Genomic DNA, 14,058 nt, shown 5'->3' with positions numbered 1-14,058 from the left:
CTAAACACGAGTCAAATGACTCGTGTTTTTTCGTGTTTTCTTTTATAATCCATAGTAATTAAAAAAATGTGCTTAAATAATTACTATTTTGATTAAATGCAGGGGAATGTGGTTAGGATAGTGAATAAGCAAAAGAGTTGCAAATTTTATTAATACGTATATAATTAAAGTCAAAGATAGTCAAAGTCAATAAAGGTGGCGGATAAATGAGAAATATATCTGATATCATTGAGCAATATCTAAAGCAAGTTATTGACTTAAGTAATAATAATGTGATTGAAATCAAAAGAAATGAGATTGCGGATCGATTCGAGTGCGTACCATCTCAAATCAATTATGTAATCAATACCCGTTTTACATTAGAAAGAGGATTTATAGTAGAAAGTAAACGTGGTGGAGGAGGTTACATTCGCATTATAAAAGTCAAACTGCATGATGATATAGACATTATTGATCAAATGCTTCATATGATTGATCATAGCGTTGCACAAGGGAATGCAGAGAGTATGATTATACGTTTATTAGAAGAGGGAATCATAACAGGCCGTGAAGCAAAACTAATGTTAAGTGTACTAGATCGTTCTGTATTATCAATAGATATTCCTTCTCGAGATGAACTTAGGGCTCGAATATTATGCGCAATGTTAAGAACACTGAAATATAAATAAATACAGCTTTTGTAAAAGAATGATAATTAAGATAGGGCAGTTAAATATTGTAGAAGTTTTGAAAAAGAGCATGTACTTTTATCTAAATGGATTAAGGAAAGAGGACAATCTAGTAATGTATGAAAAGTATCATGAGGTAGATCGTTCCTGTTGTAAAGGTGGGGATATTGATGACTTGTCAAAACTGTAATATAAGACCAGCAACTTTACATTATACAAAAGTAATCAACGAGAAGAAGGCGGAAGTTCATCTTTGTGAGCAATGTGCAGAGCAAAGTGGCTATACGTCTTTCTTTCAATCATCACAGTCTAACTTTTCATTTCATGATGTATTTGCTGGTTTATTACACGGTGAATCAACAATGTTTGGAGAAGGAAAAAACGGGTTTTCAAATACAAATACAATAAGATGTCCAGGTTGTAAGATGACATACGAACATTTTACAAAGGTGGGACGCCTTGGTTGTGCTTCTTGTTACGATACATTTAAAGGACACTTAAACCCATTGTTAAAACGACTTCATGGTGGACATACAGAACATTGTGGAAAAATTCCGGAACGAATGGAAGGAAATATCCACTTAAAGAAAGAATTAGATGAACTAAAACTTATTCTGAAACAATATGTACAGAATGAGGAGTTTGAGAAAGCTGCTGAGGTAAGAGATGAAATTCGAGGGCTTGAAACTCAGCTTAGTGAGCATAGAGAGGGGGAGTAGTTCTATGTCACTGGACAAAATTATGAATGAAGCGATTAGTCCATGGATGAAGGGGGATGGCCCTGATTCTGATATTGTTTTAAGTAGTCGAATTCGTTTGGCTCGTAATTTTAAGCAATATCAATTTTCTACTATGCAAAACGAAGAGGAAGCTCAAAAGGTTCAAGAATTATTTAAAAAGAAATTTATAAATAAAGCGGTAGAGCCCTTTGGGAAGTTTGGACTATTAAAAATGAATGAATTAACGCCTCTTCAAAGGAGAGTTTTAGTCGAAAAGCATTTAATTAGTCCAAATCTAGCAGGGACTGAATATGGAGCATGTCTGTTATCAGAAAGCGAACACATTAGTGTGATGCTTAATGAGGAAGACCACATTAGGATTCAGTGCCTATTTCCAGGACTACAGTTATCAAAGGCGCTTCAAAGCGCCAATCAAATAGATAATTGGATTGAGAAAGAGGTTGAATATGCTTTTGATGAATCACTTGGATATATTACGAGTTGTCCTACTAACGTTGGTACAGGATTAAGAGCTTCTGTAATGATTCATTTACCAGGGCTGGTTTTAACAAAAAGAATTAGCCGTATTATACAAGTAATTCAAAAATTAGGTTTAGTAGTAAGAGGAATATACGGTGAAGGTAGCGAAGCGTTAGGTAATATATTTCAAGTATCAAATCAAATGACGCTAGGGAAATCCGAAGAAGATATTATTGCAGATTTAAAGAGTGTCATGCAGCAAATTATACAACAAGAAAAATTGGCCAGAGAATTAATTGTACAAAATTCGAGTATTGAGCTTGAAGATAAGGTTTATCGTTCTTACGGTATACTAGCAAATAGTCGTTTAATTCAATCTGCAGAAGCGGCAACTTGCTTATCGGATGTACGACTTGGTATTGATCTAGGATATATAAAAGGTATATCGAGAAATATTTTGACTGAGCTAATGGTTCTTACGCAACCTGGTATTTTACAACAATACGCAGGAGGACCTTTAGGACCAGAAGAAAGAGATTATCGAAGAGCAACCTTAATCCGTGAGCGATTACGTATTGAAAAAAACTAAGCGCAAGTAGGAGGCGATTTCTATGATGTTTGGAAGATTTACAGAAAGAGCACAGAAAGTATTAGCTTTATCTCAAGAGGAAGCAATTCGCATTGGGCATAATAACATTGGAACAGAACATATTTTACTTGGGCTTGTACGCGAAGGTGAAGGAATTGCAGCAAAAGCGTTAATTGCTCTTGGATTGAGCCCGGAGAAAGTGCAAAAAGAGGTAGAAGCGTTAATTGGACGTGGAACAGAAGCTTCTCAAACTGTACATTATACACCTCGTGCTAAAAAAGTTATTGAATTGTCTATGGATGAAGCGCGTAAGCTAGGACATTCTTACGTTGGAACAGAACATATTTTACTTGGCTTAATCCGTGAAGGTGAAGGTGTAGCGGCACGTGTTTTAAATAATTTAGGCGTCAGCCTCAACAAAGCAAGACAACAAGTGTTACAACTTCTTGGAAGTAACGAAGCAAGTTCAGGTCACCAAGGTGGTTCATCGACAAATGCAAATACACCGACACTAGACAGTTTAGCGCGCGACTTAACAGTTGTTGCACGTGAGAATCGTTTGGATCCTGTTATTGGACGTAGTAAAGAAATTCAACGTGTAATTGAAGTGTTAAGCCGTAGAACAAAAAACAATCCAGTGTTAATTGGAGAGCCTGGTGTAGGTAAAACAGCAATTGCTGAAGGGTTAGCACAGCAAATCGTAAATAATGAAGTTCCTGAAACGTTAAGAGATAAGCGTGTTATGACACTAGATATGGGAACAGTGGTAGCTGGGACGAAATATCGTGGTGAGTTTGAAGATCGTTTAAAGAAAGTAATGGATGAAATACGTCAAGCAGGGAATATTATTCTATTTATTGATGAACTTCATACATTAATCGGTGCAGGTGGAGCAGAAGGTGCAATCGATGCATCAAATATTTTAAAACCATCTTTAGCACGCGGAGAATTACAATGTATTGGTGCGACAACTTTAGATGAGTATCGTAAATATATTGAAAAGGATGCAGCTTTAGAGAGACGTTTCCAGCCAATTCATGTTGATGAGCCGAGTCTAGAAGAATCAACTCAAATCTTGAAAGGTTTACGCGATCGTTATGAGGCCCATCACCGTGTGTCTATTACAGATGATGCAATTGATGCAGCTGTGAAACTTTCCGATCGTTATATTACGGATCGTTTCTTACCAGATAAAGCAATTGATTTAATTGATGAAGCTGCTTCAAAGGTTCGCTTACGTTCTTATACAACACCACCAAACTTAAAAGAGCTTGAAGTGAAGCTTGAGGAAATTCGAAAAGAAAAAGATGCGGCTGTACAAAGTCAAGAGTTTGAAAAGGCTGCTTCCTTACGTGATATGGAACAACGCTTACGTGAGAAATTGGAAGATACAAAGCGTCAGTGGAAAGAACAACAAGGAAAAGAAAATTCAGAGGTTACGGTAGAAGATATTGCAAATGTCGTTTCTACATGGACACGTATCCCTGTTTCTAAACTTGCACAAACAGAGACTGATAAATTATTAAACTTAGAATCCATTCTTCATGATCGTGTCATCGGCCAGGATGAAGCGGTAGTGGCTGTAGCGAAAGCTGTTCGTCGTGCAAGAGCAGGACTGAAAGATCCGAAACGTCCAATTGGTTCATTTATTTTCTTAGGACCAACAGGTGTAGGTAAAACAGAATTAGCAAGAGCGTTAGCAGAATCTATGTTCGGTGATGAGGATGCAATGATTCGCATTGATATGTCTGAGTATATGGAGAAACATTCAACTTCTCGCTTAGTTGGTTCTCCTCCAGGATATGTTGGGTATGAAGAAGGCGGACAATTAACAGAGAAGGTTCGTCGTAAGCCGTATTCAGTTGTCCTATTAGATGAAGTAGAGAAGGCGCATCCTGATGTATTTAATATTTTACTACAGGTATTGGAAGATGGTCGTTTAACTGATTCTAAAGGACGTACAGTTGACTTCCGTAATACGATTGTTATTATGACGTCTAACGTTGGTGCTGAGGCGTTAAAACGTAACAAACATCTTGGATTTAACGTACAAGATGAAAGCCGTGATTATTCGGATATGAAAGGTAAAGTAATGGATGAGCTGAAAAAGGCATTTCGTCCAGAATTCTTAAACCGTATTGATGAAATTATCGTATTCCATATGCTTGAGAAAAAACATATTCAAGAAATTGTGACTCTTATGGTAAATCAGTTAGTGAATCGCTTAAAAGAACAAGAAATTGAATTGCAATTAACAGAAGGGGCGATTGCAGCTATTGCTGATAAAGGGTTTGATCGTGAATATGGTGCTCGTCCACTACGTAGAGCAATTCAGAAGCATGTAGAAGATAGACTATCGGAAGAACTTTTAAAAGGTGCTATTGAGAAAGGACAAAAAGTTATCTTTGATGTAGAAGGGGAAACATTTGTCATTCATAGTGCTGAAAAGGTAAAATAAGTATAGACAAACTAAGAGGGCTACGAGATAGCCCTCTTTCTTGTACGAGAAGGTCAAATGTTTATAGATGAAAGCGAAGTGAAATATAAAAAGATATGGCTAAAAAGAAAACAAAATTCACATGTCAAGAGTGTGGTTATCAATCACCAAAATATATGGGTAAATGTCCAGGGTGTGGTCAATGGAATTCGCTTGTTGAAGAGATGGAACCCGTTGTATCATCCAGACGCCTAAATTATGCAAATGCAATTCAAACAGAAGTAACAAAACCAAGACGTCTTACAGAAGTAGAAACAAAGTCTGAGGCACGTATTGAAACAAAATTTCAGGAGTTTAACCGTGTACTAGGTGGCGGAATTGTAGATGGATCTTTAGTACTTATTGGTGGGGACCCTGGGATTGGAAAATCAACGTTATTATTACAGATTTCCTCGCAATTAGCAGATGCTTCATATGATGTATTGTATATATCAGGTGAGGAGTCAGCAAAGCAGATTAAACTTCGTGCAGATCGTTTACATGTAAATGGTAGTAATCTATTTGTTGTATCAGAGACAGATTTACAGCGTATTGCAGCACATATTGAAGAGATGAATCCTGCTTTTGTTGTTATTGATTCTATTCAAACGATACATTTACCTGAGGTGACATCAGCTCCTGGTAGCGTGGCGCAAGTACGTGAATGTACAGCAGAATTAATGAAACTTGCAAAAACAAAGGGAATCCCAATTTTCATCGTAGGACATGTGACAAAAGAAGGTGCAATTGCGGGGCCGCGTATGCTAGAACATATGGTCGATGCAGTTCTTTACTTTGAAGGAGATCGACACCATACATATCGTATTTTACGAGCTGTAAAGAATCGTTTTGGTTCTACGAATGAAATGGGTATCTTTGAAATGAAAGAACTTGGCCTTGCAGAAGTCTTAAATCCTTCTGAAATTTTCCTTGAGGAAAGACCAGTTGGAGTTGCAGGTTCAACAGTAGTTGCCTCAATGGAAGGAACAAGACCAGTTTTAGTAGAAATACAGGCATTAATTTCCCCTACTAGTTTTGGAAATCCTCGAAGAATGGCGACAGGAATTGATCATAATCGTGTCTCGCTTATTATGGCGGTACTAGAGAAAAGAACAGGTTTACTATTACAAAATCAAGATGCGTATTTAAAAGTAGCTGGTGGTTTGAAATTAGATGAACCGGCAATTGATTTAGCTGTTGCCTTAAGTATAGCTTCAAGTTTTAGAGATAAATCTACGGCACCAACTGATGCGGTAATAGGAGAAGTTGGATTAACTGGAGAAATAAGAAGAGTATCAAGAATCGAACAACGTGTACAAGAAGCAGCTAAATTAGGATTTCAACGTGCTATCATTCCTAGAAAAAATTTAGGGGGGTGGACAATTCCAGAGGGGATTGAGGTTGTAGGTGTTTCTAATTTAGGAGAAGCGCTTCGTTTGACATTAGGAGGCTAGGCTATGGAAGAAAATAAGCAACGTGTCAAAAGTATAATTAATATTTTACAGCTCGTGGCCCCGGGAACACCACTGCGCGAAGGGATAGATAATGTACTTCGCGCACAAACAGGGGGACTAATTGTTCTTGGGTATAATGAGCAGATTAAAAGCATTGTTGATGGTGGTTTTCATATTAATTGCGCATTCTCTCCTGCTAGTTTATATGAATTAGCAAAAATGGATGGAGCACTTATTTTAAATGAAACTGGAAGTAAAATTTTAATTGCAAACGCACAGTTAGTTCCGGATTCATCTATTGATTCTATTGAAACAGGTATGCGTCACCGAACAGCAGAGCGTGTAGCAAAGCAGACGGGCAGCCTTGTTGTGGCCATTTCACAAAGACGTAATGTAATTACGCTATATCAAGGGAACTTACGTTATACATTAAAAGATATAGGTGTCATTTTAACAAAAGCAAATCAAGCAATTCAAACGCTAGAAAAATATAAGGCTGTATGGAATGACGGCATTACGAATTTGGGTATTCTAGAATTTGAAGAGGTCGTTACAATGTCCGAGGTGGTTCACGTTTTACATAGTGTTGAAATGGTGCTGCGTATAAAAAATGAAATATTGAGCTATATTCATGAGTTAGGAACAGAAGGTAGGTTAATTCGTTTACAGCTTACAGAATTACTAGCTGATTTAGAGGCAGAGGCAGCATTGTTAATTAAAGATTATCACCAGGAGAAAACACAAGACCATCATCAAATCTTGAAAAAGTTACAAGATCTTGCAAATACACAACTTTTAGAGGATAGTGATTTAGTTAAATTACTTGGCTATCCAGGACAAACAAGCTTAGAAGAAAGTGTGACACCTAGAGGGTACCGAATCACAAGCAAGATTTCTCGTGTTCCGCCACTTATTATCGAGAATTTAATTAATCGATTTAAAACATTGCAAGGTGTTTGCCGAGCAACTATTAATGAATTGGATGATGTGGAAGGAATTGGGGAAGTGAGAGCGAAGAAAATACGAGAAGGTCTAAAAAGAATTCAAGAGCATCTCTATATGAGTAGACACAATTAAGAATATTACATTGATTCTATAATATAACGACACTAGAACATTTTTGGTATATGATATGATATATTGGTAAATAAAACTATTTACAAAAAAACACGTCCGCTTTTGCATTCGGCGTTTTGATTAGCGAAACAATGGTTAATAATGAGTAGGAGGTGGTTGGATGTTAAAACGGATTGTACAGCTCTTCTTTTTAGTGATCGGGGGAGCGTTAGGGATTTACTTAATCCCAAAAATTATTAATGTATTAGATATCGGTGCGGTTCCTTTGTTGGAAGGATCGTATGTTCGTGCAATTATTGGTGCAATTATTTTATTTTTAACAACATTTTGGCTTGTGGATTATATTGTTCAACTTATTAAGCATATTGAAGAGGCTCTTGTAAAGGCGCCTGTAGCAGATGTTTTATTTGGTACATTAGGATTAATCTCTGGTCTTATTGTTGCATATTTAATTTTGATACCAATTCGTGAATTTACAATTCCAGTTATTAGTACGGTGTTGCAAGTATTCTTCACCCTTTTACTTGGATATTTAGGATTCCAAGTAGGATTTAAAAAGAGGAATGAATTGCTAGGATTATTTACATTACCCCAACGCGGAGGTAAGAAGAAAAACAATAGTGAGAATGAAGAGGTAGAGGTCGAAGCAGAAAAATCTACGACTCATTGGAAAATTCTCGATACGAGTGTAATTATTGACGGACGTATTGCAGATATTTGCCAAACAAAGTTTTTAGAAGGAACAATTGTCATTCCGCAATTCGTATTAGAAGAGCTTCAGCATATTGCCGATTCTTCAGATGCTTTAAAGCGTAATCGTGGCCGCAGAGGGCTAGACATTTTAAATCGTATTCAAAAGGAGATGCCAATTCCGGTAGAAATTTATGAAGGCGATTTCGATGATATCCAAGAAGTAGATAGCAAGCTTGTAAAGTTGGCAAAAATCACTGGTGGAACTGTAGTAACAAACGATTTCAATTTAAACAAAGTTTCTGAATTACAAGGGGTTACGGTGTTAAACATTAATGATTTAGCTAATGCGATTAAACCAGTCGTACTCCCTGGTGAAGAATTAAGTGTTTATGTTGTGAAAGATGGTAAAGAACAGAATCAAGGTGTTGCATACTTAGATGATGGTACGATGATTGTAGTAGAAGATGGTAGAGAGTATGTGGGTTCACAACTTGATGTACTTGTTACTAGCGTATTACAAACATCGGCTGGTCGTATGATTTTTGCAAAACGTAAATTGCTAGAAAAAGCATTATAAGTAGAGGATTATTAATATGTATACATTAATTATTCCGGCAGCGGGCCAAGGAAAACGAATGGGTGCTGGTAAAAATAAGTTATTTTTACTTATAGATGAAGTACCAATTATTGTGCACACATTGCGTGCTTTTGAAAAAGATAAAGCGTGCAAAAGTATTATTATGGCAATTAACGAAGAAGAACGCCCATATTTTGAAGAGTTAATGCAGAAGTACCAGATTGAAAAGCACGTACAATTTATTCAGGGTGGAGCCGAAAGACAAGATAGCGTATATAACGCACTTCAGTATGCGAGTGGTGTCGAATATGTTCTTGTGCATGACGGGGCGCGCCCGTTCGTAAGGAATAAAGTGATTCGCGATGTATTAACTGCAGCAGAAAAATATGGAGCTTCCATTTGTGCAGTGCCAGTAAAAGATACTGTTAAGAAAGTAGAGCAGGGTGTTGTTGTAGAAACGGTAGAGCGATCTCAACTTAACGCTGTACAAACACCACAAGGATTCTCTGTTTCTCTTTTGCTAGAAGCTCATAGAAGCGCAAAGCAAAGTTGTTTTCTTGGCACAGATGATGCAAGTCTCGTAGAACGTGTTGGGAAGCAAGTAGGTGTAGTAGAGGGGAGTTACTATAATATTAAAGTGACGACTCCGGAAGATCTATTAATTGCTGAAAGTTTCCTACGTGTTCAGAAGAAATAATGTTGATGATGTGTTAATAAAGAAAAGCTCGGCAACAGCCGGGCTTTTCTTTATAAGGATAGCGATATAATATAGAGTCATAAAGCTCAGTAGTTTAGCTTAAGGAGGAAGTAAGGATGTTTCGAATTGGACAAGGTTTTGATGTACATGAATTTGCGGAAGGGCGCCCGTTGATTATTGGTGGAATTACAATTCCACACGAGAAAGGATTAATTGGTCATTCAGATGCAGATGTATTGTTACATACGATTGCTGATGCATGTTTAGGTGCGATTGCAGCAGGAGATATCGGAAAGCATTTTCCTGATACAGACCCAGCTTTTAAAGATGCAGATTCAGCTGTATTGTTACAAAAAGTTTGGGAATTTGTGCGTGAACAAGGTTACGAGTTAGGAAATTTAGATTGTACAATTATTGCTCAAAAACCAAAAATGGCACCACATATTGAGAGCATGCGTAAGCGCATTAGTGAACTGCTAGAAACGTCTATCAATAACATTAATGTAAAGGCAACAACAACAGAAAAATTAGGATTTACAGGTAGAGAAGAAGGGATTGCTTCTCAAGCGGTTGTTTTATTACAGAAAAAATAATGGTTTTTAATTCGTAAGATGGATAATCACATTTTTTTGGTGTACAATTATAGAATGTGTTGACATTAAGAATGGAAGGTGTACCAATTATGGAAAAGCAAGTGAGAGTGCGCTACGCGCCAAGTCCAACAGGACACTTACATATCGGAAATGCGCGTACGGCATTATTTAATTATTTATTTGCTCGTCATTTAGATGGCAAATTTATTATTCGTATTGAAGATACTGATGTAAAACGTAACGTGGCTGGTGGAGAAGAAAGCCAATTAAAATACTTGAAATGGCTCGGTATGGACTGGGATGAAGGTGTTGATGTTGGTGGTGAATTTGGACCATATCGCCAAACAGAGCGTTTAGATATTTATAAAAAATTATATGAAGATTTATTAGAGCGTGGTCTAGCTTATAAATGTTATATGACAGAAGAAGAGCTAGAAGCAGAGCGTGAAGGACAAATCGCTCGCGGTGAAACACCTCGTTACGCAGGTAACCACCGTGAATTAACTGAAGAACAAGTGAAAGAATTTGAAGCTGAGGGACGTATTCCAAGTATTCGTTTCCGTGTACCAGCTAATCGTGACTACACATTCAAAGATATTGTAAAAGATGAAGTTGCGTTCCATTCAAATGATTTCGGTGATTTTGTTATTGTGAAAAAAGATGGAATTCCAACTTATAACTTTGCAGTAGCAGTAGATGATCATCTAATGGAAATTACACATGTACTTCGTGGTGATGATCATATTTCAAATACACCGAAACAAATGATGATTTATGAAGCTTTCGGCTGGGATATTCCACAATTCGGTCATATGACTCTAATTGTTAATGAAAGTCGTAAAAAGTTAAGTAAGCGTGATGAATCTATTATTCAATTTATTGAGCAATATAAAGAGCTTGGGTATCTTCCAGAAGCAATCTTTAACTTTATTGCACTACTAGGTTGGTCTCCGGTAGGAGAAGAAGAAATCTTCTCTAAAGATGAGTTTATCAAAATGTTCGATGCAGCTCGTTTATCAAAATCACCTGCATTATTTGATTCTCAAAAACTAAAATGGATGAACAACCAGTATATGAAAAAGCAAGATTTAGATACGGTTGTAGAGTTAAGTTTACCGCATTTAGTGAAAGCTGGACGTGTGGGAGAAACTTTAAGCGAACAAGACCAAGCTTGGATTCGTGATGTAATTGCTTTATACCATGAACAAATGAGTTTTGGAGCTGAAATTGTAGAGCTTTCTGAAATGTTCTTTAAAGATCATGTTGATTATGAAGAAGAAGGACAAGAAGTATTAAATGGTGAACAAGTACCTGAAGTACTTCGTGCATTTGCTGGTCAAATAGAAGCTCTAGAAGCAATGGAGCCAGCAGCAATTAAGGCAGCGATTAAAGCAGTTCAAAAGGAAACAGGTCATAAAGGTAAAAACCTATTTATGCCAATCCGTGTTGCAACTACAGGACAAACGCATGGTCCAGAGCTTCCGAATGCTATTGCACTTCTTGGAAAAGAAAAAGTTTTAAATCGTCTTCAAAAAGTAATTGGTTAACATTTTCTAGGTTTAGAAATATAATAAGTATACCTAAAACCTAATAAGGAAAAGCGACGAGAAGGAGAAGTAGAAAATCAGGCTTTTTACAGAGAGAACCACCTTTAGGCTGGGAGTGGTTTATAAGCAGATTTTTGAAATGCCCCTTCGAGTCTTCTGCTGAACAGCGAATTGCTTCGTGGGATGTCTTAGGCCGCAAAGTAAGCAGAAGCGGTGTACACCGTTATCATGGATGAGTTTGAGGTTTTTTTAAGCCTAAACAGAGTGGAACCGCGCTTAAAAGGCGTCTCTGTCAATATGACAGAGACGCCTTTTTTTTATACCGTGTAAATAGGTATGAATATAGAATTTATCTCCTTATATAAAGAATTAGGGGAGAAGTGATGAGTTAGGGGAGTTAGTTCGTTCGACAAAAAAGCAGCCCATAAAGGGGAGGGAACACCGATGTTTAAGAGGCTTCGGGAAGATATTGAAGTCGTTTTTGAACAGGATCCAGCGGCAAGAGGTTATTTCGAAGTCATTTTAACTTACTCTGGATTACATGCAGTTTGGGCCCATCGAATTGCACATGCTTTTTATAAAAGAAACTTTTTCTTTCTTGCACGTTTTGTTTCACAAGTGAGCCGCTTTTTTACTGGCATTGAGATCCATCCAGGAGCAACTATTGGTCGACGCTTTTTCATAGATCATGGAATGGGAGTTGTAATTGGAGAAACTTGTGAAATTGGTGATAATGTAACGATTTATCAAGGGGTTACATTAGGTGGTACAGGAAAAGAAAAAGGGAAGAGGCACCCAACAATTCAGGATAATGTATTAATTGCGACGGGTGCTAAAGTTCTTGGGTCTATTACTGTGGGAGAGAATTCTAAAATCGGAGCAGGGTCTGTCGTATTAAAAGAAGTTCCTGCACATTCTACAGTTGTAGGTATACCTGGCCGTGTCGTTATTCAAAATGGAGTAAAGATTGGTCAAGAATTAAATCACTCTGACCTTCCAGATCCGATTTTTGATAAATTAAAGGCTATGGAAGTAGAACTTGATAAATTGAAGAAACAATTGGAATTAAAGGTAGAAAGGAAGGATAAAAATGACTATTCACATTTATAATACGTTAACACGTCAAAAAGAAGAGTTTGTTCCATTAGAAGAAAATAAGGTAAAGATGTATGTATGCGGACCTACAGTTTATAACTACATTCATATTGGGAATGCAAGGCCTCCCATGGTATTCGATACAGTGCGTCGTTATTTAGAATACAAAGGATACGATGTGCAATATGTATCTAACTTTACGGACGTAGATGATAAATTAATTAAAGCGGCAAATGAATTAGGTGAAGATGTACCAACAATTGCTGATCGTTTTGTTGAAGCGTACTTTGAAGATGTAACAGCACTAGGTTGCAAACACGCAACAGTTCATCCTCGTGTAACAGAAAATATGGATATCATTATTGAATTTATTCAAGAACTTGTGAATAAAGGGTATGCATATGAATCAGAGGGTGATGTGTACTTTAAGACGAAGGAATTCGAAGGTTACGGTAAATTATCACATCAACCAATCGCAGATTTACGTCACGGTGCTCGTATTGAGGTAGGGGAAAAGAAACAAGACCCTCTTGATTTTGCTTTATGGAAAGCTGCGAAAGAAGGAGAAATCTTCTGGGAAAGCCCTTGGGGGCAAGGGCGTCCAGGATGGCATATTGAATGCTCAGCAATGGCGCGTAAGTACTTAGGGGATACGATTGACATTCATGCTGGTGGGCAAGACTTGGCGTTCCCGCATCATGAAAATGAAATTGCGCAGTCAGAGGCATTGACTGGAAAAACGTTTGCACGTTACTGGATGCATAATGGATATATTAATATTAACAATGAGAAGATGTCTAAATCGCTTGGTAACTTTATTTTAGTTCACGATATTATTAAGCAATACGACCCGCAGTTAATTAGATTCTTTATGTTATCAGTACACTATCGTCACCCGATTAACTTTAGTGAAGAGTTATTACAAAGTACGAATAATGGACTGGAAAGAATTAAAACAGCTTATGGAAACTTAAAGCATCGTATGGAGAGTAGTACGGATTTAACGGACCATAATGAGAAATGGTTAGCTGAAATAGAGAAATTCCAGACTGCATTTGAAGAGGCAATGAATGATGACTTTAACACTGCAAATGCAATCACCGAATTATACAACGTAGCAAATCATGCAAATCAATATTTACTTGAAGAGCATACATCTAAAGTTGTGATTGAAGCATACGTAAAACAACTGGAAACGTTATTTGATATTTTAGGATTAGAATTATCAAAAGAAGAATTACTGGATGAAGAAATTGAAGAGCTTATCCAAAAGCGCATTGAAGCTCGTAAAAATCGCGATTTCGCATTGTCTGATCAAATTCGTGACGATTTAAAAGAACGTAATATTATTTTAGAAGATACCGCTCAAGGTACAAGATGGAAAAGAGGATAA

At 37.1% G+C, this 14,058-nt stretch carries 12 protein-coding genes and 1 other annotated feature; all 12 genes read left to right on the top strand.

The features are described 5' to 3' along the window. The first annotated feature begins 206 nt into the window (after positions 1 to 206). The 12 genes from ctsR (at position 207) to cysS (ending at position 14,058) form a co-directional block, all read left to right on the top strand. The gene (gene ctsR, locus ACQGS6_RS02335; protein ID WP_001244557.1) at positions 207 to 668 is read left to right on the top strand and encodes a transcriptional regulator CtsR; all 462 of its coding nucleotides are present in this window, start codon (positions 207 to 209) and stop codon (positions 666 to 668) included. Positions 669 to 838: 170 nt separating this feature from the next. After that, positions 839 to 1,387, top strand: a complete 549-nt coding sequence (locus ACQGS6_RS02330; protein ID WP_000128398.1) for a UvrB/UvrC motif-containing protein — start codon at positions 839 to 841, stop codon at positions 1,385 to 1,387. Positions 1,388 to 1,391: 4 nt separating this feature from the next. Beyond that, positions 1,392 to 2,456, top strand: coding sequence for a protein arginine kinase (locus ACQGS6_RS02325; RefSeq protein ID WP_000050842.1), 1,065 nt, complete (start codon positions 1,392 to 1,394; stop codon positions 2,454 to 2,456). A 22-nt stretch (positions 2,457 to 2,478) separates the two neighbouring features. After that, positions 2,479 to 4,914: an ATP-dependent protease ATP-binding subunit ClpC gene (clpC, locus tag ACQGS6_RS02320; protein ID WP_000971184.1), complete on the top strand. Its 2,436-nt coding sequence runs from the start codon at positions 2,479 to 2,481 to the stop codon at positions 4,912 to 4,914. A gap of 95 nt (positions 4,915 to 5,009) precedes the next feature. Continuing rightward, the gene (radA, locus tag ACQGS6_RS02315; protein WP_001085202.1) at positions 5,010 to 6,386 is read left to right on the top strand and encodes a DNA repair protein RadA; all 1,377 of its coding nucleotides are present in this window, start codon (positions 5,010 to 5,012) and stop codon (positions 6,384 to 6,386) included. A gap of 3 nt (positions 6,387 to 6,389) precedes the next feature. Continuing rightward, positions 6,390 to 7,463, top strand: coding sequence for a DNA integrity scanning diadenylate cyclase DisA (gene disA, locus ACQGS6_RS02310; RefSeq protein ID WP_000392158.1), 1,074 nt, complete (start codon positions 6,390 to 6,392; stop codon positions 7,461 to 7,463). 160 nt (positions 7,464 to 7,623) lie between these two features. Beyond that, entirely contained in the window at positions 7,624 to 8,733 is a 1,110-nt protein-coding gene (locus ACQGS6_RS02305; protein ID WP_000919677.1) for a PIN/TRAM domain-containing protein, read from the top strand. Between the two features lie 16 nt (positions 8,734 to 8,749). Continuing rightward, positions 8,750 to 9,430: a 2-C-methyl-D-erythritol 4-phosphate cytidylyltransferase gene (gene ispD / locus ACQGS6_RS02300; protein ID WP_000288281.1), complete on the top strand. Its 681-nt coding sequence runs from the start codon at positions 8,750 to 8,752 to the stop codon at positions 9,428 to 9,430. Positions 9,431 to 9,546: 116 nt separating this feature from the next. After that, positions 9,547 to 10,023 carry a 2-C-methyl-D-erythritol 2,4-cyclodiphosphate synthase gene (gene ispF / locus ACQGS6_RS02295; RefSeq protein ID WP_000488388.1) on the top strand — a complete coding sequence of 159 codons (477 nt, stop codon included), beginning with the start codon at positions 9,547 to 9,549 and terminating at the stop codon, positions 10,021 to 10,023. An 89-nt stretch (positions 10,024 to 10,112) separates the two neighbouring features. Next, complete coding sequence (gene gltX / locus ACQGS6_RS02290) at positions 10,113 to 11,570, top strand: glutamate--tRNA ligase (RefSeq protein ID WP_000415146.1); 1,458 nt, start codon at positions 10,113 to 10,115, stop codon at positions 11,568 to 11,570. Positions 11,571 to 11,617: 47 nt separating this feature from the next. Beyond that, positions 11,618 to 11,864 (top strand) — a binding site (T-box leader). A 150-nt stretch (positions 11,865 to 12,014) separates the two neighbouring features. Then, a complete protein-coding gene (gene cysE, locus ACQGS6_RS02285; protein ID WP_000476497.1) occupies positions 12,015 to 12,680 on the top strand; it encodes a serine O-acetyltransferase in 666 nt (221 codons plus the stop codon). Further along, on the top strand, positions 12,661 to 14,058 hold the full coding sequence (gene cysS, locus ACQGS6_RS02280; protein ID WP_000152276.1) for a cysteine--tRNA ligase: 1,398 nt from the start codon (positions 12,661 to 12,663) through the stop codon (positions 14,056 to 14,058). Before cysE ends, cysS begins: the two co-directional genes overlap by 20 nt.

Source organism: Bacillus sp. GMs2/2, from assembly GCF_050172095.1.
Lineage (GTDB): Bacteria > Bacillota > Bacilli > Bacillales > Bacillaceae_G > Bacillus_A > Bacillus_A cereus.
This window is presented reverse-complemented; position numbering and strand designations above follow the sequence as displayed.

Excerpts from the sequence above, each read along its gene's own strand:
- ctsR (WP_001244557.1), top strand. The coding sequence starts at position 207 with ATGAGAAATATATCTGATATCATTGAGCAATATCTAAAGCAAGTTATT.
- ACQGS6_RS02330 (WP_000128398.1), top strand. The coding sequence starts at position 839 with ATGACTTGTCAAAACTGTAATATAAGACCAGCAACTTTACATTATACA.
- ACQGS6_RS02325 (WP_000050842.1), top strand. The coding sequence starts at position 1,392 with ATGTCACTGGACAAAATTATGAATGAAGCGATTAGTCCATGGATGAAG.
- clpC (WP_000971184.1), top strand. The coding sequence starts at position 2,479 with ATGATGTTTGGAAGATTTACAGAAAGAGCACAGAAAGTATTAGCTTTA.
- radA (WP_001085202.1), top strand. The coding sequence starts at position 5,010 with ATGGCTAAAAAGAAAACAAAATTCACATGTCAAGAGTGTGGTTATCAA.
- disA (WP_000392158.1), top strand. The coding sequence starts at position 6,390 with ATGGAAGAAAATAAGCAACGTGTCAAAAGTATAATTAATATTTTACAG.
- ACQGS6_RS02305 (WP_000919677.1), top strand. The coding sequence starts at position 7,624 with ATGTTAAAACGGATTGTACAGCTCTTCTTTTTAGTGATCGGGGGAGCG.
- ispD (WP_000288281.1), top strand. The coding sequence starts at position 8,750 with ATGTATACATTAATTATTCCGGCAGCGGGCCAAGGAAAACGAATGGGT.
- ispF (WP_000488388.1), top strand. The coding sequence starts at position 9,547 with ATGTTTCGAATTGGACAAGGTTTTGATGTACATGAATTTGCGGAAGGG.
- gltX (WP_000415146.1), top strand. The coding sequence starts at position 10,113 with ATGGAAAAGCAAGTGAGAGTGCGCTACGCGCCAAGTCCAACAGGACAC.
- cysE (WP_000476497.1), top strand. The coding sequence starts at position 12,015 with ATGTTTAAGAGGCTTCGGGAAGATATTGAAGTCGTTTTTGAACAGGAT.
- cysS (WP_000152276.1), top strand. The coding sequence starts at position 12,661 with ATGACTATTCACATTTATAATACGTTAACACGTCAAAAAGAAGAGTTT.